Origin of the sequence: Jeotgalicoccus huakuii (assembly GCF_036665975.1) — a bacterium.
GTDB classification, from domain to species: Bacteria; Bacillota; Bacilli; order Staphylococcales; family Salinicoccaceae; genus Jeotgalicoccus; species Jeotgalicoccus marinus.
In genome coordinates, this window is sequence record NZ_JAVIYN010000022.1 from 12,942 (window position 1) to 35,986 (window position 23,045).

At 38.5% G+C, this 23,045-nt stretch carries 21 protein-coding genes; all 21 read right to left on the reverse strand.

Features of this window, described 5'->3' with window-relative positions; translation table 11 throughout:
* Positions 1 to 528, reverse strand: coding sequence for a CvpA family protein (locus V6E76_RS10505; RefSeq protein ID WP_247352660.1), 528 nt, complete (start codon positions 526 to 528; stop codon positions 1 to 3).
* 3 nt (positions 529 to 531) lie between these two features.
* Positions 532 to 795 carry a cell division protein ZapA gene (gene zapA, locus V6E76_RS10510; RefSeq protein ID WP_026866883.1) on the reverse strand — a complete coding sequence of 88 codons (264 nt, stop codon included), beginning with the start codon at positions 793 to 795 and terminating at the stop codon, positions 532 to 534.
* A 141-nt stretch (positions 796 to 936) separates the two neighbouring features.
* On the reverse strand, positions 937 to 3,336 hold the full coding sequence (gene pheT, locus V6E76_RS10515) for a phenylalanine--tRNA ligase subunit beta (protein WP_247352658.1): 2,400 nt from the start codon (positions 3,334 to 3,336) through the stop codon (positions 937 to 939).
* Positions 3,323 to 4,387, reverse strand: coding sequence for a phenylalanine--tRNA ligase subunit alpha (gene pheS, locus V6E76_RS10520; RefSeq protein WP_247352656.1), 1,065 nt, complete (start codon positions 4,385 to 4,387; stop codon positions 3,323 to 3,325). The genes pheT and pheS overlap by 14 nt, the downstream gene beginning before the upstream one ends.
* A gap of 288 nt (positions 4,388 to 4,675) precedes the next feature.
* Positions 4,676 to 5,419: a TrmH family RNA methyltransferase gene (locus V6E76_RS10525; RefSeq protein WP_247352654.1), complete on the reverse strand. Its 744-nt coding sequence runs from the start codon at positions 5,417 to 5,419 to the stop codon at positions 4,676 to 4,678.
* On the reverse strand, positions 5,413 to 6,489 hold the full coding sequence (locus tag V6E76_RS10530; RefSeq protein ID WP_247352653.1) for a M42 family metallopeptidase: 1,077 nt from the start codon (positions 6,487 to 6,489) through the stop codon (positions 5,413 to 5,415). The genes V6E76_RS10525 and V6E76_RS10530 overlap by 7 nt, the downstream gene beginning before the upstream one ends.
* 90 nt (positions 6,490 to 6,579) lie before the next feature.
* Positions 6,580 to 8,139: an alanine/glycine:cation symporter family protein gene (locus tag V6E76_RS10535; RefSeq protein WP_247352681.1), complete on the reverse strand. Its 1,560-nt coding sequence runs from the start codon at positions 8,137 to 8,139 to the stop codon at positions 6,580 to 6,582.
* Positions 8,140 to 8,386: 247 nt separating this feature from the next.
* Positions 8,387 to 9,166 carry a YhfC family glutamic-type intramembrane protease gene (locus tag V6E76_RS10540; RefSeq protein ID WP_247352651.1) on the reverse strand — a complete coding sequence of 260 codons (780 nt, stop codon included), beginning with the start codon at positions 9,164 to 9,166 and terminating at the stop codon, positions 8,387 to 8,389.
* Positions 9,167 to 9,228: 62 nt separating this feature from the next.
* Positions 9,229 to 9,585 (reverse strand): 50S ribosomal protein L20, encoded by a 357-nt coding sequence (gene rplT, locus V6E76_RS10545; protein ID WP_026866876.1) that lies wholly within the window; start codon positions 9,583 to 9,585, stop codon positions 9,229 to 9,231.
* 23 nt (positions 9,586 to 9,608) lie between these two features.
* Positions 9,609 to 9,812, reverse strand: a complete 204-nt coding sequence (gene rpmI, locus V6E76_RS10550) for a 50S ribosomal protein L35 (protein WP_026866875.1) — start codon at positions 9,810 to 9,812, stop codon at positions 9,609 to 9,611.
* Between the two features lie 22 nt (positions 9,813 to 9,834).
* On the reverse strand, positions 9,835 to 10,365 hold the full coding sequence (infC, locus tag V6E76_RS10555) for a translation initiation factor IF-3 (RefSeq protein ID WP_156889158.1): 531 nt from the start codon (positions 10,363 to 10,365) through the stop codon (positions 9,835 to 9,837).
* 196 nt (positions 10,366 to 10,561) lie between these two features.
* Positions 10,562 to 12,493 carry a threonine--tRNA ligase gene (thrS, locus tag V6E76_RS10560; protein ID WP_247352648.1) on the reverse strand — a complete coding sequence of 644 codons (1,932 nt, stop codon included), beginning with the start codon at positions 12,491 to 12,493 and terminating at the stop codon, positions 10,562 to 10,564.
* A gap of 293 nt (positions 12,494 to 12,786) precedes the next feature.
* Positions 12,787 to 13,707: a primosomal protein DnaI gene (gene dnaI / locus V6E76_RS10565; RefSeq protein ID WP_247352646.1), complete on the reverse strand. Its 921-nt coding sequence runs from the start codon at positions 13,705 to 13,707 to the stop codon at positions 12,787 to 12,789.
* Between the two features lie 8 nt (positions 13,708 to 13,715).
* Positions 13,716 to 15,038, reverse strand: a complete 1,323-nt coding sequence (locus V6E76_RS10570) for a DnaD domain protein (RefSeq protein ID WP_247352645.1) — start codon at positions 15,036 to 15,038, stop codon at positions 13,716 to 13,718.
* Positions 15,028 to 15,498, reverse strand: coding sequence for a transcriptional regulator NrdR (gene nrdR, locus V6E76_RS10575; RefSeq protein WP_247352643.1), 471 nt, complete (start codon positions 15,496 to 15,498; stop codon positions 15,028 to 15,030). The genes V6E76_RS10570 and nrdR overlap by 11 nt, the downstream gene beginning before the upstream one ends.
* Positions 15,499 to 15,618: 120 nt before the next feature.
* On the reverse strand, positions 15,619 to 16,038 hold the full coding sequence (locus V6E76_RS10580) for an antibiotic biosynthesis monooxygenase family protein (RefSeq protein WP_247352641.1): 420 nt from the start codon (positions 16,036 to 16,038) through the stop codon (positions 15,619 to 15,621).
* Positions 16,039 to 16,117: 79 nt separating this feature from the next.
* The gene (gene gap, locus V6E76_RS10585; RefSeq protein ID WP_247352639.1) at positions 16,118 to 17,125 is read right to left on the reverse strand and encodes a type I glyceraldehyde-3-phosphate dehydrogenase; all 1,008 of its coding nucleotides are present in this window, start codon (positions 17,123 to 17,125) and stop codon (positions 16,118 to 16,120) included.
* Positions 17,126 to 17,194: 69 nt separating this feature from the next.
* Positions 17,195 to 17,788 (reverse strand): dephospho-CoA kinase, encoded by a 594-nt coding sequence (coaE, locus tag V6E76_RS10590; protein WP_247352637.1) that lies wholly within the window; start codon positions 17,786 to 17,788, stop codon positions 17,195 to 17,197.
* A gap of 5 nt (positions 17,789 to 17,793) precedes the next feature.
* Positions 17,794 to 18,657: a bifunctional DNA-formamidopyrimidine glycosylase/DNA-(apurinic or apyrimidinic site) lyase gene (gene mutM / locus V6E76_RS10595; RefSeq protein ID WP_247352634.1), complete on the reverse strand. Its 864-nt coding sequence runs from the start codon at positions 18,655 to 18,657 to the stop codon at positions 17,794 to 17,796.
* A 9-nt stretch (positions 18,658 to 18,666) separates the two neighbouring features.
* Positions 18,667 to 21,270, reverse strand: coding sequence for a DNA polymerase I (gene polA / locus V6E76_RS10600; protein ID WP_247352632.1), 2,604 nt, complete (start codon positions 21,268 to 21,270; stop codon positions 18,667 to 18,669).
* A 132-nt stretch (positions 21,271 to 21,402) separates the two neighbouring features.
* The gene (locus V6E76_RS10605) at positions 21,403 to 22,977 is read right to left on the reverse strand and encodes an AbgT family transporter (protein ID WP_247352631.1); all 1,575 of its coding nucleotides are present in this window, start codon (positions 22,975 to 22,977) and stop codon (positions 21,403 to 21,405) included.
* Between the last annotated feature and the right edge of the window lie 68 nt (positions 22,978 to 23,045).

The following is a 23,045-nucleotide window of genomic DNA, read 5'->3' on the forward strand; positions in this document are numbered from 1 at the left end:
CTATGACTCTACTTGTATCCATTCTATTAACTTATCGGAAATAATAAATGTGTGATCCATTATAAAGTTAGCAAGGCCTGATTCAACAATTGCTTGTTGAACTGGTGCAAATGGCACTGTAGCAACGAAGAATAAGATAACAGCAAGTACGTAAATGACTTCGATTAAACCAATTACACTACCGATGATACTTGTAATTAAACCACCAGAAGCTACTTGTTGGAAGTAATCAAACCCACTGACAATAATCTGAATGATAATCTTACTAATAATAAAGATGATGAAGAAAGCAAACATATAGTAGTAAGCATATTCTTGATTCGCCACGTTTTCTAATACTGGGTTTGGGGCTGCTGTCGATGGATAAGGCATCACCAAGTAAAAACGACTACCGAGTGTTTCATAATTAGTGGCTGCGATAATCACTGCAGCAATAGTGCCAATTAAATGTAAGGATTGTAGGATAATACCTCGACGATACCCTACAATTAACCCAATCAACAGAATGATTAATATTATAAATGTCATAGTTTAGTTCCCTTTTTTAAGCGCGTCCACTTCTCTTTCGAGTGCATCGCATTTTTCTTTTAACTTTATATAATCGTCCATTATATTACAAGCCGTAAGTACTGCTTTTCTAGTTGTATCTAGTCCTGGGCTCATCTTTGCAATCGCTGTAATCTTATCATTAACCTCTTCGGCTATATGCCTTAAATGTGCCTCGTCCTCAGAGCCTACTAAGGTATAATTCTCGTTGTAAATTCTTACAGATATGCGGTTTTTCTGTTCACTCATTCGACTTCGCCCCCTAATCTTTAGTCATGTCACACACACTATTATAGTTTATTCACATTATACTTATCCTGTTTTGTTTATTCAAGACAGAAGAAGTAGAATCGCACTCACTAACCGTGGTCAGTAAGTGCGAAATCATTATTATCTAATTGTATAACCCTTGTCAACGAGCGCATCGATAACTGGTTGATGAAGTGCTTCGACATCCTTATCCGTTAGGGTTTGTTCTCGATCTAAATAAGTTAGACGGAGTGCAACTGATTTTTTACCTTCTTCAATATGCTCACCTTGGTAAACATCAAAAGGATACACATCGATGAGATGTTTCGTTGCATTTGATTTCATCGTATCAATGATGGTTTGAACACTCACTGAATCTTCCACCTCTAAGGCGATATCTCTAGAAATTGATGGGTATTTTGGTAGAAACTCATATAAGATATTTCCAGTCTTGTATGAGAAGATTTCTTCTAGATTCAGTTCAAAAACAACAGTTTGACCGAGGTCATGTGCTTCAGCATAAGTTGGGTGAAGCTCACCAATTAGACCAACGACTTTATGATCTATAGTAATTTCAGCACTACGACCTGGGTGCAATTCATCAAATTGACTCGCACTGTGGAAATTGACTCGATCACTTAAATTCAACTTCTCAAAGATTGCTTCAACAATACCTTTTAAAGTGTAGAAGTCTGAGGCTTGACCTGATTTTTCCCATTGCGTCTGGTGGTGAATTCCAGTCATAAGACCTGCAATTTTCAACACTTCATCAGGGAGCTTATCTTGACCGTTTGTGACAAAGATATTGCCGATTTCAAATATGGCAACATTCTTTTGTTGGCGGTTCACATTATACGTTGTGTTGTCGACTAAGTGTGGAATGAGTGACGTTCTTAATATCGAACGGTCTTCACTCATAGGCATAAGTAATTTTAGGCCTTCTTTAATTTGTGTAAACTCTCCGATTCTATCCTCACTTGTCAGTGCATAGTTGATTGCTTCAGACAGGCCGTGAGCATTGAGTTGGCGTTTAATGACACGTACTTTTGCCTGTTCATCTGTCAGGCGTCCTGGTGTAATCTTACTGTATTTAGGTAGTGAAGATGGTACATTGTCGTAACCATAAATACGTGCGACTTCTTCAGAAATGTCCTCAGGAATTTTTAAATCATCTCGGCGAGATGGGACAATGACTTCAATCATGTCTCCTGATTTCTTAGCACCAAGCCCGAGTCGCTCTAAAGTATTTAAGATTTCACTCGACGGTAAATCCGTACCGAGACGATTGTTGATGAATGCTGCTGATGTTGTGATTACACTGTCCTCGAGATTAAGTACACCATCACTACTGATACCGTTAAGCGTTGTCGCACTTGCATACTTCTCCAAGAGGTAAGCCGCTCTATTTAATGCAGCGAGCACAAACTCGTGAGAAGGGCCCTTTTCAAAACGCATAGACGCTTCACTACGTAGGTTCAGGCGGCTACTTGTTTTTCTAACTCTTACTGGGTCAAACAGGGCAGATTCAATAACAACGCTAGTTGTCTGATCCGTTACTTCAGTATTTAATCCCCCCATGACACCCGCTAAGGCGATTGGATATTCACCATTAGTGATGACAATATCTTCAGCCGATAAAACTCGCTCTTTACCATCTAATGTTGTGAATTTCTCATTTTCTTCGGCACGTCGTGTCACAATCTCATCTGCTTGAATTCGATCTTTATCGAACATGTGTAAGGGTTGACCGAACTCTAAAAGGACATAGTTTGAAATGTCTACAACGTTGTTAATTGGTCGAATACCAGCTTTAATTAAACGCACTTGCATCCACAGTGGCGCCGGTTGAATCACAATGTCTTTAACTTCACGAAGGGCATAAAAAGGTACTGCACTAGAGTCTTCGTTTTTCACATTAATCGTCACTGTTTCTTCCGCTTCATTAACACTAATATTCGGTGCTTTTACTTCACCACCGAATAGTGCGCTGGTTTCATAAGCTGCACCAATCATAGATAAGGCGTCCTTACGGTTTGGTGTTAAATCAAAATCAAGGACTTGATCACTTAAATATAATGCTTCAAGTGCATCTTCACCTGGTGTTTGTTCAGTATTAAACATGAAGATACCATTCTTATATTCTTCTGGTACGAATTCTTCTTTAATGCCGAGTTCTTGAAGTGAACAAATCATACCCTCTGATTTTTCACCGCGAAGTTTCGCACGTTTAATTTTCACTCCACCAGGTAGACGACCGCCTGGAAGAACAGCAGCAACATATGAATCTGCCTTCACATTCGGTGCCCCGCAGACAATCTGTACTGTTTCCTCACCGACATCAACTTGACAAAGATTCAGTCTATCGGCCTCTGGATGTGGCTCGACTGATTTGACGTAACCAACAACGAGTTTCTTAACTTCTGATGTATAGTCGTCAATGCTATCGACTTCAATTCCGCCACGTGTTATCGTTTCTGAAAGTTCGTCAGTCGATACATTAATGTCTATAAATGTTTCTAACCATTCTCTAGATACTCTCATCTTTTTGACCTCCATCTTCTGTCGGAATAAATTGATCAATGAATCTAAGGTCATTGGTATATAAGTGTCTGATATCCTCTATTCCGTATTTTAGCATCGCCACACGGTCTGGACCCATACCAAAAGCAAAGCCTGAATATTCTTTCGAGTCAAAGCCAGCCATCTCTAGAACATTTGGATGAACCATACCGGCACCTAAGATTTCAATCCAACCTGTCTTCTTACATACGTTACAACCTGATCCTTTACACTTGAAGCATGAAATATCTACTTCGACACTTGGCTCAGTGAATGGGAAGTAACTCGGACGGAGTCTGACTTCACGGTCTTCACCGAACATTTCCTTAGCGAATAACTCTAAGGTCCCTTTTAAATCTGACAGGTGAATGTTCTTATCCACGACCAAGCCTTCGATTTGCGTAAATTGGTGAGAGTGTGTCGCATCATCACTATCACGTCGGTACACTTTACCTGGACAAATGATTTTCACAGGTCCGACACCATTGCTCGCTTCGAGCGTACGTGCTTGAACGGGTGAAGTATGCGTACGCAGTAAGATATCTTCAGATATGTAGAAGCTATCTTGCATATCTCTTGCAGGGTGTGCTTTTGGAAGGTTTAGCGCTTCAAAGTTATAGTAATCCTGTTCAACTTCATAGCCTTCTTTAATTTCGTAACCTAAACCAATAAAGAAGTCTTCAATATCATCGATGATTCGCGTAATTGGATGTGCCCCTCCAATTTCTGTAGAACGACCAGGAAGCGTCACATCAATTGTTTCATTGGCAAGCTTTTCATTGAGGGCCTCAGCTTTTAATTCAGCTTCAAGTTCATCAATTTCACTTTCTATTGAAGTTCTTAATTCATTTACCTTCTGACCGTATGCAGGTTTTTCTTCATTAGAAAGATTTTTCATATCTTTCATTAAGCCAGTCACATGACCTTTTTTACCGAGATATTCAACTTTTAGTTGAGTCAGTTCTTGTCTTGAAGAAACACTTTTTAACTGTGCTTCAAATTCTTTATACAACGTTGACATATTATCTGTCATTGCCCTTCATCTCCTCATTAAAAAAATAGAACTCCGTCCTTATATAAAAGGACGGAGTTCCGTGGTACCACCTAATTTTCTGCATGAAGCAGACACTTAAACGCATCTATATAAGGTGACGCACACCCCATAACTTCATCAATCAGATGAACACTGATTAAAACCGTACATTAATTTTCAGCTCTATTAATGTTCTCTTTGACGGTCTCTATAATCATTTATTTCTGACTTCTACCGAAGTATGTCTATAAAGTTGATACTATAATTATAACTAATTGTAACTTAAAATCAAGATTTAAAGTGATGCATGAGTATGGCTCCAGCAATCGCTACATTCAAGCTTTCACTGTCACCAGTCATATCAATTTTTGCATTGATGTCCATCAACTCGAGGGCTTCAGTAGATAAGCCTTTGCCTTCATTTCCTAAAACGAGCATGATATCATCATCCGGTTGTTGGAAGCTATCAATGTACACTGCATTGTCTAGCGCTGTACCTATCTTAATCCCCTTAAAGGCCATCGCTGCTTCTGAAACCTCCCGAGTGATAATATTTAAGTGGAAATGGCTACCTTGAGCTGCTCTTAGAACTTTAGGATTGTATGGATCTGCAGCTTTTGGTGTTAAAATTATTGTCTTAAAACCGAAAGCATCTGCAGTTCGAATTAAGGTGCCAAGATTACCAGGATCCTGAACATCTTCTAGAAGTAAGACGCGTTTATATGACAAACCAGTCGCTTTACTTTCCTTTAATACTGCAACAATACCAGGTGGTGTATCTAAAGTTGACAGTGATTTCATCACTTCATCGGTCACAAACATCGTACGTTGATTTGATAAGTCTAAGCCATGGTTAAAGCCGTCAGTAACAATGATTATTTCAATATCAACCTGACTTTTTAGAGCTTCTTCTACTAAGTGCACACCTTCAACCAGATACAAGCCTGATTTTTTACGGCCTTGTCTCGTGTTCAGTTTACGGTAGTTTTTTACTTGTTTATTATCCTTTGAGGAGATGACTTCTTTTACCAAATGATTTCGTCCACCTTACTGTCGTCGAGAGATTTAACGACTTCTTTTACAAGCTTGACTGCATTTTGGTAGTCTTCACGGTGCATAATAGAGACATTTGAGTGCATGTAGCGAAGTGGTACACCAATTGCAACTGATGGTACACCTTCGTTTGATACATGGAAAGAACCCGCATCAGTCCCACCACCTTGAATGACTTGAAGTTGATATGGAATGTCTTTTTCTGCTGCGACTTTTTGAATGTGTTTTCTAAACGGTACGTGGCCAATATTTGAGCCATCAAGTAAAAGTAAAAGTGGACCTTTACCTAAGTCACCTGTACCATTCGATGACTTCATTCCTGGTGTATCCATTGCAAGACCGACATCAACTGCGATAGCAAGGTCAGGTTTTACCTTGTTAGCGGCAACTTTTGCACCACGTAGGCCGACTTCTTCTTGTACTGTCGCACCTGATACTAAGTTAATATTTAAGTTGTCATCCTTTACAGCTTTTAATAAATCAATGGACAGTGCAGTCCCAAAGCGGTTGTCCCAAGCTTTTGCAAGCAAGTAGTTTTCATTAGCAAGCTCGGTAAACTCAGTATATGGTGTCACCATATCTCCAAGCTCTACACCCGCTTCTTTCGCTTCTTCTTTGGAAGCGACACCGATATCAATAAACATATCTTTAATTTCAACTGGTTTTTTTCTTTCTTCAGGCGTGAGTACATGTGGAGGTTTTGATCCTATCACACCAGTCAGCTGTTTTCCTTCACCTGTTGTGATGGTCATGCGCTGTGATAACATAACTTGGTTCCACCAACCACCGACAGGTGAGAATTTTAAGAATCCATTATCATCAATTTCAGTGACCATAAAGCCGATTTCATCTAAGTGTCCACCAACTAAAATAGTCTTACTACCCGATTCACTACGTTTCTTACCAAAGATCCCACCTAAGTTATCTTCAATAATTTCATCACTTAAAGGTTCAATATAGGCTCTAACCTTGTCTTTGACTGCTGATTCAAAGCCAGCAATACCATTGACGTCTGTTAAATCTTTTAACATTTCGAGTTGTTTATCCATTTAATAATGCTCCTTTTTAGTTCCTTATTTGTAGTTTATCATATTTATAAAAATGATAAGCACCCTAATCAGGGTGCTTACTGTATTTGCCTAAGATTTAGGATAGCCATATTCAGCTTTATTTTCTTCTTCATGAACACGTCTATGCCAGAATGTTTCACCTTTAAGACCATCATTCTCACCTGGTCTGTAAACAATCTCACCTTCAAGCTTACCTTGTTTCTTAAGTTTGTATTGACGCTCGTAATCCTTGAAGACTGCTAGCGTCGGTTTTTGAAGAATGAGGATACCGATGACGTTAATCCAAGCCATCATACCGACCCCGACATCACCCATCATCCATGCAACATCAGCTGTTGATAGTGTACCGTACACTGCAGATGCAATTAGAGCGACACCTAATACTGGTTTTAACCAAGTCAGCTTACCTCTGGTAATATACATGACGTTGGTTTCTGCAATATAGTAGTAGGCCAAAATCGTTGTATAACAGAAGAACAGTAAGGCAAAAGCAATAAAGTATGAGCCAAAGCCTATAAAATCAATATTGAATGAATCTTGGTTTGAGAAGGCTTTATCGATACTGGCTTGAGTAAAGGCAACCGTACCACTGACATCTCGACTACCATCCGCTGCTTCTTGATATACCCCATTGTCCACTATGAGTCCACCGTTATCATCTGATACGTTGTACATTCCTGTCATTAAAATCATTAAGGCAGTCGCTGTACAAACAAATAATGTGTCAATATATACAGAAAATGATTGTACTAACCCTTGTTTAGCTGGGTGAGATACTTCAGCTGCACCAGCAGCGTGCGCGCCTGTACCTTGCCCTGCTTCGTTTGAATATAGACCACGTTTGATACCGATCATAATCATGGCACCGAGAATACCTGCAAACTGTTGTTCTAAACCAAATGCACTTCTAAAGATCAATGCAAGTAATGCCGGTACTTCAGAGATGTTCATAATTACAATGATGACAGCTACTATTATGTAAGCAACAGCCATGAACGGTACTAAGATGGTTGCAACATTTGCAATTGACTTGATTCCACCAAAGATAACAGCACCTAATATTAAAGCAATAAATACTCCAATCATCCAATTATCAATTGGAAAAGCGTTGACTGCAGAACTTGCGATTGAATTTGACTGAATCCCAGGTAAAAGAATACCACAAGAAATAACTGTAACCACCGCAAACAACATACCGTATATCTTACCGAAGGTACCACCTATCCCCTTTTCTAGATAGTAAGCCGGTCCCCCGCGGTACTGTGCGTCTTCCCTTTGCTTATAAACTTGCGCGAGCGTCGATTCAGCGAAGGCACTACCCGCACCTAAAAATGCTATCAGCCACATCCAGAACACTGCACCCGGACCACCAAGGAAAATTGCTGTTGATACACCGACGATGTTACCTGTACCCACTCGTCCAGCTAGTGTTACAGCGATTGCCTGAAAACTTGAGATCCCTTGATCCGATTTCTCCCCTTTTAACATAAGACGCAACATGTCTTTTAAATATCTCACTTGGAAAAATTTCATTCTAAGCGAGAAATATAGTCCGACGACCACTAATAAGACAGGCAGTGGCCAGCTCCAAACTATACCGTTTAAAAACGATACTATTGTCTCCATAATAAGACTCCCCTTTGTTTCTCCCTTTATTTATATATCAAATTACCTTTCAAATATAGTCCATTTAACCGCTCATGTCTATAGATTTTTTGAAATTTTGTTATCGCTTACAATGTTGATACATCAAGGAATTCTTCAATCACAAGCCTAGTGTACGATTGAGGGATTTCGCGCTTTGGTGGAGGGTTGAAATCGTATTTTTCTCGAGTTCTCACAAACTCACCGAATTCCACAAAAAAATCCCTTGATTTTAAATCAAGGGATCACGCTGATATTTTTTAATTAATCTATAGGCAATAAATATAACGACAGCTGTTACGACTATTAAGCCACTATACATGAGCCAAGGGTTAGTTAACAGGCCTGCTTGCATCATTGCAGCTGTAACATTTGCGAGTGCGTGTAGCAATATCGCAAGTGGGTATAAATACCATTTTCCTTTCATCATGACCGCACAAAAGACAATGACAGACAGCGCGATGTGTAGACTCATAGCGATGATGCGTTCAAAAATTGCGAGTAAATACATATACCATGCTTGGCTATTTACCAATTCTTCAGTTGGAATCGGTATATCATTTAATAGTGATGATCCGGAGTTCACCATAAAGGCAATAATAATAGAATTTACCATAGCAAGTCCGACGACTAATATAGCTTCAATCCCACCGTGTCCGATACCGTAAGAGATGGCACTGTCAATATCCTTATACCATTTCTTTGTGATTAAAAAGGCAAGCAATCTTCCTGTTTCTTCAAATATTCCTGCTGCAAGTACACCATATAAAACAAATAGCCATGGTGAATGATCTCTTAAGGGCACACTACCATCTACTCCAGGGTTGAGTACAATCATATGTAAGATTTGCTCTAATACTAAAGCAAATACGACAAATACTAGAGTCCCTATTAAGATAGGAGGCCACCGTGTTTTAAATTTAAAACGTAATACAAGTATGAAGATAAATGGTAAAAGGACCGTAACCAATGCGGTGATGCCCATCATAATTATTTCTGAGTTCTCAATCATATGTATACCTCCATTTAAAAGCATAACAAAAAAGCTCCCAACAATGGGAGCTTATAATACAATTAGTTTAAAGCTTTTTTAGCTTGTTCTACGATTTCACCAAATGCTTTATCATCTGAAATTGCAATTTCAGAAAGCATTTTTCTGTTGATATCGATGCCAGCAACTTTAAGACCGTTCATTAGACGGCTGTAGCTGATGTCGTGGTTACGTGCAGCAGCGTTGATACGTGAAATCCATAATTTACGGAATTCGCTTTTCTTCTGTTTACGGTCACGGTATGCATACTGACCTGATTTGATGACAGCTTGTTTGGCTGTTCTATATAAAGTGCTCTTCGCACCAAAATAACCTTTTGCTTGTTTTAATACTTTTTTACGTCTTTTACGTGAAGTTAAACCATTTTTTACGCGAGCCATTTCTAACTCCTCCTTTTAATATATTATTTTGCAGATTTAGCTAATAAGTGTACTAAGCGTTTCGCATCAGATTTAGCAACTAATGCAGATTTTCTTAAGTGGCGTTTTTGTTTAGTTGTTTTGTTAGCAAATAAGTGACTTGTGAAAGCTTGTGAACGTTTGAATTTGCCTGTACCAGTTTTCTTAATTCGTTTAGCATAGCCTTTATGCGTCTTCATTTTTGGCATGATAAAACCCTCCGATTATATATTATTTTTTATCCTGAAATGGTGCAACGACTAGGAACATTGAACGACCTTCCATTTTAGGACGCTGTTCAATCTGACCGTCTTCTTTAAGTGCTTCAGCGAAGCGCTCAAGTACTTTACGACCGATATCCTTGTGTGTAATTGCACGCCCTTTAAAGCGAATTGAAACTTTTACCTTGTCTTCTTTAGCAAGGAATTTTTTTGCATGACCTAATTTCGTATTAAAGTCGTGTTCTTCAATCGTTGGTGATAAGCGAATTTCTTTAAGGTTAATGACCTTTTGTTTCTTACGAGCTTCTTTTTCTTTCTTCTGTTGCTCATACTTATACTTGCCGTAGTCCATGATACGTGCAACTGGTGGTTTAGCATTCGGAGCGACTAAAACAACATCGAGATTTGCTCTCTCTGCGATTTCCATCGCTTCTCTAGTGTCTTTGATTCCCATCTGTGAACCATCAGGACCGATTAAACGAACTTCTTTAGCGCGAATACGGTTATTGATCAGTGTTTGATCTTTAGCTATGTTTAGCACCTCCATAATATTTAACGAACAAAAAAGCGAGTGCATCATCATGCACCCGCTTCAGAAGTAGAGATACAATTGTTATTGCATCTCTTTCCCAATTTACCCAGTCACTCAAGCGTTCAAGGGTGTGAAGCGGGAGCTTCAACTTGTCCGTTTCTTTCAACTCTTAATACTGTACACGAAGAGTTTCCGAATGTCAATTTTATTTTTTCAATCTAATTTCATCAACAAGCTGGTAGACAAAGTCTTCTTTATCGTGTGATTCTTGTTTCTCTTCACCGTACTTACGCACGTTGACTTCAGAGTTGTCTTTCTCCTGGTCACCGACAACAACTTGATAAGGAATTTTCTTCATCTGAGCGTCTCTAATCTTATATCCCATCTTCTCATTGCGGTCATCGATGTGGACACGGATTCCTTGGCTCTTCATATCATCATAGATTTCTCTAGCATAATCGTAATGAAGATCCACGTTTACTGGAATGATTTCCACTTGATTTGGTGCAAGCCATAATGGGAAGTTACCTTTATATTCTTCAGTTAAGAAGGCAACAAAGCGTTCCATTGTTGATACAACACCGCGGTGAATTACAACTGGACGATGTTCTTCCCCATCTTTACCAATGTATGTGAGATCAAAACGTTCTGGTAAGAGGAAATCTAGTTGTACAGTTGATAGTGTTTCTTCCTTACCTAGGGCAGTTTTAACTTGGATATCTAGTTTCGGTCCGTAGAAGGCCGCTTCACCAACTGCTTCAATGTAAGTCAGACCCATTTCGTCGACCGCTTCTTTTAACATCGCTTCCGCGCGTTGCCACATATCGTCATCGTCGAAGTATTTTTCCTTATCTTCTGGATCACGGTAACTAAGGCGGAATTTATAATCTTCAATCTTGAAGTCTTTATATACTTCTTGGATTAACTCAACAACTCTAATAAATTCCTCTTTAATTTGATCTGGGCGAACGAAGACATGCGCATCATTTAAGACCATACCACGTACACGTTGTAGTCCACTCACTGCCCCACTCGCTTCATAGCGGTGCATCATACCAAGTTCTGCAATTCTAATTGGCAGTTCACGGTAAGAGTGACGTTCATTTTTATAGATCATCATGTGGTGCGGGCAGTTCATCGGACGGAGCACAAGCTCTTCATTACCCACTTCCATCGGTGGGAACATATCATCTTGATAGTGATCCCAGTGTCCACTTGTCTTATATAAGTTAGAGTTGGCCATAATCGGTGTGTAGACGTGGTTGTAGCCAAGTGACACTTCCTTATCGACAATATAGCGTTCGATTTCACGGCGAATTGTTGCACCATTTGGTAGCCATAATGGTAAGCCAGCACCGACAAGTTGGTTATTTTCAAAGAGTTTCATCTCTTTACCAATCTTACGGTGATCACGTTCACGACGCTCTTCTAGTAAGTCCATATAGGCTGATAATTCTTTTTTATCGAAAAATGCTGTGCCGTAAATACGTTGTAGCATCTTGTTATTTGAGTCCCCACGCCAGTATGCACCCGCTGTAGAAAGTAACTTAAAGACCTTAATCTTAGAAGTACGAGGCACGTGTACGCCGCGGCACAGGTCTGTAAATTCACCCTGGCTATAGACTGTCACGAGCTCATCTTCAGGAATGGCATCGATGAGTTCTTGTTTATAAGGATCATTTTCAAAGAAAGTTTTTGCTTCATCTCTCGATAAAACCTTACGCTCAATCGGAATGTTCTCATCGACAATACGTTTCATTTCTTTTTCAATTTTAGGAAAGTCTTCTGATGAGATATTTTTATCGATGTCGAAGTCGTAATAGAAACCTTCTTCAATGACTGGTCCAACACCAAAATGTACATCACCGTATAGGCGTTTTAGAGCTTGCGCCATGAGGTGTGCAGTAGAATGGCGGAGGATTTCTAATCCTTCCTCACTTTTGTTTGTAATCAATTCAACTTCTGCACCCTGTTCTAAGGGGCGTGTCAAATCAAAAAGTTCACCATCCACTTTTGCAGCTAGTGATGCTTTCTTTAATCCAGGACTAATTGAAGCGGCAATTTCTTCTGCAGTTACACCAAAATCAAAAGATTTTACATTACCATCTGGAAATCTAATTTCAATTTGTTCAGTCATTTTAATCATCCTTTCAAATTTAAATAAAAAAACGCCCCTATATAAAATATAGGGGCGTTTTTACGCGGTACCACCCTGATTCACATACATGAGTATGCCTCAGCTTGGAGATAACGGTCCAGGCCGGCTTCCGATTAAGGAAACAAAATCAAAGGTAGTAACAATCCGCAGTTTATATGCATGTCTCAGCACATCATACACTCTCTAAAATAAACTTATAAAAATTGTCTTGTCCTTTGGATACATTAATGAAATGTAAGATTCATTATACACGATTTTTAATGTAAATCAAGCTATGACTGTCTTAAGTTGTCACCAGTAAGTTTCACTTCTTCACACAAGGCACGAATACGCTCAATCATACGGAGTGCCTTAGTCTCTTCTCTACCATTTGTTTTTGTATAACTATAGCGTCCTTTAAGCTCATCAACCCGAAAATTAGAACTGATAAAGGTTGGGAGCTGCTCCACCATACGATAGTTTAAAATACTCGTGATCACTTCATCTCTAGACCAAGCCGTTACATCTTCAGCGCCTAGGTCATCGAGAATTAAAACTTCTGCGTTTCTTATAGCTTCATAACGTGCATTTGAAGACCCATCGTTAAATCCAGCCTTTAAGTCTCTTAAAATTTCCGGGACATAAATCATCATAGAAGAGATGGACTTTTCCTTAAGCTCATTGGCAATACAGCCGAGTATATAAGATTTACCAATACCAAACTCACCGTAAATATAGAGTCCACGGTAGTCCTCACCACGTGCAATTTTTGCAGCACGTCCAATAGCATTTTCTAAAATTTCACGTCGGTCATCATTTAAGTAAATCGTTTCAAAGGTTGCTTCTCGGACGTCACGTGGAATATGAAAACTTTGGATAAGACTTTCTCTCTTTAGGAATTCTTCGTATTTCTTTCTAACTGGACACTTTTTATAGACCATATTGAAGCGGCCTTGTCGAATTTCTAAGTTAAAGATATAGCCATCTGGATGACTCTTACACTTCCCATTTTCAGTAGGTTCGCATTCGTTTTTCTGATTGATGTAATGCTTAAGAATCATCAGATCATTTTGAATCATTGAACGTGTGATTTCACCTTCATGCTCATTCATAAATGCCTGCATCTTCGGATGATTGACCACTTCTTCATAGATTCTTTCATTATTTTCAGCTATCTTTTGTGAGTTTTTTAAATAGTTACTTAAGGGTTCCATCGACTCACCTAATTCTCTCTAAATTTTTTAATTAAATCACTAAAACTCTTATCATCTTTTAAAGTTTTTGGTGGTTCATCAGATTTTTTAGTTTCTGTTTTTCTCTTAGTGTTTTCTTTTTTCTCTTTTAACCAAGACGGATCTGTTTCACCTTGAGCGTATCTTTGTTTCTTAAATTTAGACTGTTCCTGAACCTTAGCCTCACGAAAGTCCATAATCGATTTATAAGCCTCTGCTGCTGTTCTATAGCCTTCTTTTTCCCAGTTTTCAGCAATCGTCATCACATAGCGAAGCGGTAAGTCCCCGTCTTTCATTTGAATTGTATACTCTAAGAGCATGTTGATGACACCATTTTCTAAGCCCGTCTTAGTGATCACTTCTGTCACCACTTTAAGATCGTTTTCAGATGGTTTATAATTTCTTAAATCATTAATGCGAGCAAGTGGACTCACCTTATCTAAACTTTCGAGATAACCAAGATCCTCATCTTCTGTCTGGTCATCCGTCGAGGTTTTAAAGGTCGGTACGACTCTACCATATTCTTTTTGATAATATTTTCTAGCCTCTCGCTTTAACTGTTCTTGGTCAATCCCAAATTGCGGGCTCGTTGACTGCAGTAAAATCTGTTTAAGATCATAGGCATTTAAATTAAATAATTGACTCAGTTGTACAATCAACTTCTTAACATCTTTAGAGAAAAACTGCTTATCTATTCTCGTACCCTTAAGGTGAGTGAACAATACCTCGAAGTCAAAATCATCTAGATCAATGGTTGGTCCACGACTCTTGTCATTCTGTTTAAAGTTTTCATTTGAAACCGTAAATCCTTCTTGACTCGTATGGTGAAAGACATCAGTGAACTTTTTAGTCACTTCTGTGTGATCATCTGGTAATGAAGGATATGTCAGCTCCTTCTTCTTTTTATTATATTTCTCAGAACCGACCTGACTATAGAGATACATAGACAACATAGGATCCTTAAAGAAATCTTCAGCTGTCAGTGGCTGTTGAAGTCTGTAAATGAAACGATCTGAATGTGCTTCATTTGAAACGTAAGTTCTAAGTAAACCAATTGCCTCTAGCTTATCAAGACCACTTTCAAAGTCAGTTAAGGTCATGGACAATTCATCCATAAATTCTCTATGGAATCTAATATCTAAAGATTCTGTCTGTCTTGTAGATTGGTGTAGATACATATAGATTGAGAAAGTTGTCGGACCAATCAGTGGCAAATATATCATACTTAAAATATCGTATTGATCCTCTGACAACCTAAAGGATTTATAGACAATAAATTCCGTATTTGGTTTTAAACGGTCATTAAATTTCATTATCGGTCTTACCCTTTTCAAGATTTTTCACGATATCCATCAACTGATCGATATCTTTAAACTCTCTGTAGACTGATGCAAAGCGAACATACGCGACTTGGTCGAGTGTAATGAGTTCGTCTATAACAGATTCACCAATATCATTAGATGAAACCTCTGATTTATTTAAATTTCTTAAAGTTGCTTCTACATTATCCGCACGTTTTTCTATTTCTTCATAGGGAATGGCCCGTTTCTCACAAGCTTTTAAAAGACCATCAAGTACTTTTGCTCGGTCGAACACTTCCCTCGTCCCATCTTTTTTAATTACAACCAAGGGTGACAGTTCCATTCTTTCAAAAGTTGTAAAACGCGTCCCACAGTTGTCACATTCTCGTCGACGGCGAATTGCATTCATCTCATCTGCATGTCTTGAGTCCACAACTTTTGAACTGGTATGTCTACAATTTGGACATCTCATATGATGTTCACCTCTTTTGATATAAATACTTAACCTATTATAACACTGAAGTACATAAACTTAAAAAGTAAAAAACGATAAACCCCGAGCACCTCGGAATTTACCGTTTGTAAGTAATATTTAAACTTCTACTGTGTAATTTTCTCTAACTGGCATTGCTTCTAAATGCTCGCTTCCTTTTTCTTTAACACGATTTTCTTTCTTAACATGAGAGTTTTGAAAAGCTTCAGAATTCACCCAAGCATTGAAGTCTTCTGTTGTCTTCCAGCCTGTTAAAACAGTGAGTTTTTGTTCATTTTTAATGAGCATAAAGCCTGTGAATCCTTGGTAATTGTCGACATTTCCTTTACGGTTAGAGAATCGTTCAATGAGTGTCTCAACATGATCCGGTTTTACGACAAAGTTGTTCGTCGCAATGTGACCAGCTTGTGAAATATCACCGTCGTGTATGATGATATCGTAAGTTTCATCCTTATAAGTCACACTGGATTCATTAAGTTCGAGTACTGTATTCTGACCGTCTGAATTGATAAGTTTCATGTCTCTACCTCCGTTATTTGTTACTTCTATTATAACAAAAAAAGAGAGCAGTCTCAGCTGCTCTCCCATGTCGAATTTGTTAAATATCTTTAGCAATCATTTCAGCAAGTTCAACACATCTCACTGAGTAGCCCCACTCGTTATCGTACCAAGAAAGTACTTTAACTTTGTTGCCATTCATAACCATTGTAAGGTCAGAGTCAACAATTGAGCTACGTGGATCTGTATTGAAATCTCTAGATACTAATGGTTGTTCACTTACACCAAGAATACCTTTCATTTGACCTGATTCATATTTTTTGAATACTTCATTGACTTCTTCTTTAGTGACCTCTTTTTTAAGATCTACAACTAGGTCAACAAGTGATACGTTTGGTACAGGTACTCGAAGTGCCATACCATCTAATTTACCTTCAAGTTCAGGTAAAACAAGTGCAGTTGCTTTTGCAGCACCTGTTGATGTTGGAATAATATTCTCTGCAGCTGAACGCGCACGACGTAAGTCCTTGTGCGGGTTATCGAGATTTTGTTGGTCATTTGTATAAGCGTGAACTGTTGTCACGAGACCATTGTCGATTCCAAACTCATCGTTCAATACTTTAGCAACTGGTGCTAAGCAGTTCGTCGTACATGAAGCATTTGAGAAAACATCATATGATGACGTATCTAAAGTCGCACAGTTTACACCGCGTACGAGTGTTTGTACGTTACCACCTTTAGATGGTCCAGTAAGTAAGACTTTTTTTGCACCCGCAGTAATATGTGCTTGTGCTTTGTCTCCATGGTTAAACACACCTGTTGCTTCGATAACGACATCGATGCCAAGATCTTTCCATGGTAAGTTTTCAGGATTGCGGTCACTTGTAACAATGACTTCTTTACCATCAACAAGTAAGTTGTCGCCTGAAACTTCAACATGCTTGTCCCATTTACCATGAGTTGAGTCGTAGTTAATAAGATGTGCCATAGTACTTGCAGGGTGTGTCGCGTTAACCGCAACAAGTTCAAGTTCTTCAGATTCGCTAACGATTCTAAAGACCATTCTACCAATTCTACCTAAACCATTAATTGCAACTTTTTTCATCACTAGAGCTCCTTTAAAAGTTCATTTTTCATAAATAGTATAACACATTTAAAGCTATCATTGAACGCGTTTTCACATAGTTTTTAATGTCTCTAAAAATTTATTAACTTGTTCATACAATTCATCAAGTTTACCGTTGTTGTCAAAGACGATATCACTTTTACTCGCCTTATCACTTAAAGGCATCTGACTATCAATTCTTGAGACCGCATCGGAGCGGCTTAGATTATTTCTCTCACTTAGACGCTCAATTTGAACATCTCGGTCCACGTAAACTGTTATGATAAGGTCGCATCGTGAATCGAGACCATTTTCAAATAAGAGTGGAATATCTAAAAAGACATGCCCTTTTTCTTTAAATCTCTCTTCGTCACTATTCATCATCTGACGAATTAAAGGATGTACAATGACATTTAATTTCTTCCGCTTTTCTTCATCATTAAAGATGATATTTCCAAGTTTTTTTCGGTTTAAATTCCCTGACTCATCGACGATATCTTCACCAAATTCTTCAATGATTTCGGGAATTGCGGGCCCATTTTTTTCAGTCGTCTTTCTTGAGTAAACGTCAGCATCAAGCACTGTAAATCCTTGATCTTTTAAGTAGTTACTGACGGTCGTTTTACCGCTCGCAATGCCGCCAGTTAAGCCAATTACTTTATACATTTCGGTCACCTCTGACAAGTTGTGCAATAGTATGTGTTTCTAGTATTGATCACTTTCGTTTTTAAAGGGTGACCAAGCGGACAAGTGTCTCGCCCGTACACCTTGAAACTGTGCTGCATTTCACCTTTTCCACCGGTAACACTGCGGTAGTCAGAAATCGTTGAACCCCCGTGTGATAAGGAAAGTTCAAAGACTTCGGTAATTTTATCGAAGAGTTCATTGAGTCGTTTATTTGAAACGTTTTTTACCTTTCTAGTCGGTAAAATATGCGCTAAATACAGACTTTCAACGGCGTAAATATTACCGACACCTGGAATCACAGTACCATCCATAATTGCTGCTTTTATAGCTTTTTCACTAAATCGCTTTGTTCTTAAGGTCTCTATAAAGTGTTCCTGACTATGTTCATCAGTATACTCTGGTGCCATTCTCATAAATGGTGGAAACTCACTTAGCTGATTATGCGTATGCATCTCCCCGAATCGTCTAATGTCTGAGTAGATCAATTTTTGACCGTTATCAAGGGAGAAAATCACTTGAGCATGTTTTTTAAAGTTAATCTCTTGGATGTCATCAAGCTGATTCACTACAAAATAGGCACCTGACATTCCCAAATGGCTGACCAGATGGGTCGTCTCATATTCATCTGATAATAAAAAGTACAGATACTTACCACGTCGACCGGTATGGATGATCGTCTTACCTTTAACTTTGCTAATAAAATGAGTTAAGTCCTCTTTAACAATCGTTCTTTTTCCACTTTCAAATCCCTTATAAATATATTGAGATAATTCTACGTCAATAATCTTTTGACCACGTATGGGGTCTAACTCTCTTTTTACCAATTCAACTTCCGGTAATTCCGGCATTTACTACACCTACTTTACTTCGTACCAATCTTTACCATAGCCCGCATCCACTTTCAGTGGTACGCCAATATCTAAAGCATCTTCCATAATTTCAGTAATTATAGGTATGAATGCTTCTACTTGGTCTTCTGGAATATCAAAGATCAATTCATCGTGGATTTGTAAGAGCAATTCAACATCAAAGCCTTTCGCCGCTTCACTTTTAGCAAATTTCACCATAGCAAGTTTAATAATATCTGCAGCAGACCCTTGAATCGGTGAATTCATTGCCGTTCTTTCAGCGAATGAACGTGCGTTAAAATTACGACTATTTATATCTGGTAAGTAGCGGCGTCTGTGTAAGAGCGTCGTTACATAACCATCTCTTTTCGCATCTTGAACCACATCATGCATGAAGGTCTTTACTTCTTTAAATGAATTTAAGTAAGTCTCTATAAATTGCCCAGCTTCTTTTCTTGTAATACCAAGGTTTTGACTCAGTCCATAGTCGCTAATACCGTAGACGATACCAAAGTTTACTGCCTTGGCATTTCTTCTCATAAGTGGCGTGACCTCGTCTAAATCAACACCGTAGACCTCCATGGCAGTCTTCGTATGAATGTCAATGTCATTGGTAAAAGCTTCCATCATTGATTCATCTTTAGTAATAGCAGCGAGTACACGCAACTCAATTTGTGAGTAGTCGAGCCCAAGTAAGACATTACCTGCTTTTTTCGGCACAAAGGCTTGTCTAATTTTTCTACCTTCTTCTAAACGAATCGGTATGTTTTGTAGGTTCGGTTCAATACTAGATAAGCGTCCAGTTTGAGCCAAGGTCTGATTAAAACGCGTATGAATGCGTCCATCCTCAGAAACCTCACTCTGTAGTCCTATGACATAGGTAGACTGTAGCTTGGAAATTGTCCGGTAGTGCAAGATGTATTCAATGATTTCATGCTTATCTTGTAGCTGCTCAAGGACGTCCACTGCTGTTGAGTAGCCGGTCTTTGTCTTCTTAATTACAGGTAATTCGAGCTTTTCAAATAGAATGACACCGAGCTGTTTAGGAGAATTAATATTGAAAGTCTCACCAGCAAGTTCATATATTTTAGCTTCAATTTCCTCTAGCTGACCGGCAAGTTCTGCCTCCATTTTTTCTAGGCGCTCTTTTTCTACCTTTATACCTTTTAATTCCATCTGTACTAATACTTTAGATAGCGGAATTTCAAGATCATGCCATAAATCATACATCTCATCGGCTTTTAACTTATCAGACATTACGTTTTTAACTTGATGAATGGCTTGAACCTTATCCGCTAAAAAGTTAAGCGTTTCTTCTTCTGTCGGTGTCTTTTTCTTACGGCCCTTACCGTAGTGGAAGTCATCGCTATTGATAGAAATGTTAAAGTCCGCAACTGTTTCAGCAACATCGATGATTTTCTTAGATGGATTAATGAGAAAACTACCGAGCATTATATCTTCGGTAAAGTCCTCAAAATCAATATCTAAGTGATGTAAAAGTGCGATTTGTCTTTTTAAATCATAGGTATTTACGGATTCCCTAGAACTTAAAAAGTCAGCCAAAGTTGTATTGTCGACGTCTGAAATAGCTTTTACGTATACATATTCACCATCTGTAATACTGATAAATTCCGGTTTTAATTTAATATAATTATCACCATGAACTTCTAAAAATACACTGATATCTTTTGAAAAGTCATTAAGATGATCTGTTTCTTTTGCAGTAAAAGCCTCAACTTCATCGACTTCTGTCGCTTCCATATTATCTAAGAGCGAATTGAACTCCATCTCTTTAAACAAGTCATATTTCTCTTCTGAATCTTCATTTTTAAATTTCAGACTTTCAAGGTTAAAGTCAAAAGTCATCTCACGATATATTGTAGCAAGTTCCTTACTTAACAGTGCAATATCTTTGTTGTTGCTTAAATTTTCATTTAGCTTTTTAGCAGTGACCTGATCTAAATTTTCTATTACATTTTCAACACTACCGTGTTCTTTTAAGAGTTTGACTGCTGTCTTCTCCCCTACACCAGGAACACCGGGGATATTGTCCGACTTATCTCCCATCAATCCTTTTAAGTCAATGATTTGCTTTGGTTTTAAACCATCATACACTTCAGCCACATGTTCTGGTGTATACACTTCAATATCCGTAACACCTTTTTTAGTAATATAAACTTTAGTATGATCAGATGCGAGTTGTGTTAAGTCCTTATCGCCTGTTATGACAATCGTTTCAAAGCCTGCTTCATCAGCAAGCTTTGTCCATGAACCGATAATATCATCAGCCTCATAGTCTTCATGTTCAAAACGCTTTATACCGTAGGCATCTATTAACTTTCTAATCGGCGCAAACTGTTCACCTAATTCAGGTGGTGTCTTCTGTCTGCCACCCTTATATTCCTCGTATTGCTTATGTCGAAAAGTAGACTTACCGGCATCAAATGCCACTAAGAAATAGTCCGGATTCTCTTCTTTGATTACTTTTTCTAAGAGGCGTGCATAGCCAAATACAGCGTTGGTATGCAAGCCACTTTTATTTGTTAACAGTGGTAATCCGTAAAATGCACGGAATGCGATACTGTTACCGTCCATGAGAATTAATTTCGCCATAATAATCTCCTTTGAATTGCATTCTTACTTTAAAGTATACCGTTCATTATAGGGTTTAGCCAAATAAAAATACACCTCCTGTATTAAACAAGAGGTGCATTAATAACATCTACTATCACTAACTTATTTATGTTAGTAAAGTATTGGTGAATCTGGACCGAGTGGCATACCGAGTAGGCTCCACACGATCAACATGATTGCCCAGAATATAAAGAAGAAAATTGAGTATGGTAACATCACTGAAATCAATGTACCGATACCGATATTCTTATCGTATTTTTGAGCAAAGGCAATAATGATTGCAAAGTACGTCATCAATGGTGTAATGATGTTTGTACTAGAGTCTGCAACACGGTAAGCCATCGTCGTCATCTCTGGTGAGTAACCCAGTTGCATTAGAATTGGTACGAAGATCGGTGCCATCATAGCCCATTTCGCACTTGCACTACCAATGAACAGGTTAATTAGTGCTGTAATTAACATAAAGCCAACTAAGAGTGGAATACCCGTTAAGTTCATACTTTCTAATAATTCAGCACCGTAAACACCAATTACGATTCCAAGGTTAGATTCTGTGAAGTATGCAACAAACTGACCTGCTGCAAATGCTAAAACGATAAACATACCCATAGACGCCATCGTATCACTCATTTGACCGGCAACGTCCTTATCGTTTTTAATACTCTTCGTTACGATACCGTACACGACACCTGGAACGAAGAAAAGAATCGCAATAATTGGTACAAGTGAACTCATGAATGGAGATTGGATAATCGTATCCATGTAGTTACCTAAGTCATCTGATCCACGCATTGGTGAGTTCGGTAGAACAACGAGTAGTAAGGCTAAGGCAAAACTGATAACTACTGATACTCCAGCCCAGATTAAACCTTTTTTCTCAACCGGTTTAAGTGTCTGCATATCATCAGTTTCTTCACCCATTAACTCTTCTTCTTGTTCCTTAGTCATCTTGAATGAACCTAAACGCGGTTCAACAATTCTAGCAGATACAAACCAACCGACTAATGTCAGTAAGAACACACTTAAAGCAATGAAGTACCAGTTCATCGCGACATTAATCGTATCTGCGTATGCTGGATCTATTACTGATGCTGCTGCAACAGTAATTTCTGCGAGCATTACATCTGTACCACTTAAGAGTAAGTTTGCAGAGAAACCTGCAGATACACCGGCGAATGCAGCTGCTAAACCTGCTAGTGGGTGTCTACCTAAAGCAAGGTATAGTAGTGCACCAAGTGGTGGTAAAACAACATAACCAGCATCAGACGCTACTGACGACATAATACCTGCAAACACTAGACCTGCAGTAATTAAGTTTTTTGGAATCGATAACACAAAACCTTTTAAAGCGGCACCGATTAAACCAGAACGCTCAGCAACACCAATACCAAGCATCGTCATTAATACAACACCAAGCGGTGCGAAATTTATGAAATTATCAGTCATCGTTTCAAATATGTAACTGATACCCTCAGCATTTAATAAGTTGTTAACAGTAACCGTCTCGTTACCTTCTCCTGGGTGTGTAACAGATACACCTAGGACAGAAAATAATGTCGAAGCGACTAAAGTAAGTAAAGCAAGCAAGATAAATAGAGTCACTGGATGTGGTAATTTATTACCGAGCCACTCGACAAAATCTAGGAATTTCTGAAACAATCCATGCTTCTTGTTTGAATCTTCCACGAGAATAATCCTCCCATTTGATAAAATAAATTAAGGGCTGTCATCCTATGACAGCCCTTTCAAGTATA

Excerpts from the sequence above, each read along its gene's own strand:
- rplT (WP_026866876.1), bottom strand. The coding sequence starts at position 9,585 with ATGGCTCGCGTAAAAAATGGTTTAACTTCACGTAAAAGACGTAAAAAA.
- polA (WP_247352632.1), bottom strand. The coding sequence starts at position 21,270 with ATGGCGAAATTAATTCTCATGGACGGTAACAGTATCGCATTCCGTGCA.
- dnaI (WP_247352646.1), bottom strand. The coding sequence starts at position 13,707 with ATGGAACCCTTAAGTAACTATTTAAAAAACTCACAAAAGATAGCTGAA.
- V6E76_RS10570 (WP_247352645.1), bottom strand. The coding sequence starts at position 15,038 with ATGAAATTTAATGACCGTTTAAAACCAAATACGGAATTTATTGTCTAT.
- thrS (WP_247352648.1), bottom strand. The coding sequence starts at position 12,493 with ATGACTGAACAAATTGAAATTAGATTTCCAGATGGTAATGTAAAATCT.
- V6E76_RS10580 (WP_247352641.1), bottom strand. The coding sequence starts at position 16,038 with ATGAAACTTATCAATTCAGACGGTCAGAATACAGTACTCGAACTTAAT.
- zapA (WP_026866883.1), bottom strand. The coding sequence starts at position 795 with ATGAGTGAACAGAAAAACCGCATATCTGTAAGAATTTACAACGAGAAT.
- coaE (WP_247352637.1), bottom strand. The coding sequence starts at position 17,788 with ATGTATAAAGTAATTGGCTTAACTGGCGGCATTGCGAGCGGTAAAACG.
- V6E76_RS10530 (WP_247352653.1), bottom strand. The coding sequence starts at position 6,489 with ATGGATAAACAACTCGAAATGTTAAAAGATTTAACAGACGTCAATGGT.
- V6E76_RS10505 (WP_247352660.1), bottom strand. The coding sequence starts at position 528 with ATGACATTTATAATATTAATCATTCTGTTGATTGGGTTAATTGTAGGG.
- mutM (WP_247352634.1), bottom strand. The coding sequence starts at position 18,657 with ATGCCGGAATTACCGGAAGTTGAATTGGTAAAAAGAGAGTTAGACCCC.
- pheT (WP_247352658.1), bottom strand. The coding sequence starts at position 3,336 with ATGAGAGTATCTAGAGAATGGTTAGAAACATTTATAGACATTAATGTA.
- V6E76_RS10540 (WP_247352651.1), bottom strand. The coding sequence starts at position 9,166 with ATGATTGAGAACTCAGAAATAATTATGATGGGCATCACCGCATTGGTT.
- pheS (WP_247352656.1), bottom strand. The coding sequence starts at position 4,387 with ATGACAGATAATATGTCAACGTTGTATAAAGAATTTGAAGCACAGTTA.
- nrdR (WP_247352643.1), bottom strand. The coding sequence starts at position 15,498 with ATGAGATGTCCAAATTGTAGACATACCAGTTCAAAAGTTGTGGACTCA.
- rpmI (WP_026866875.1), bottom strand. The coding sequence starts at position 9,812 with ATGCCAAAAATGAAGACGCATAAAGGCTATGCTAAACGAATTAAGAAA.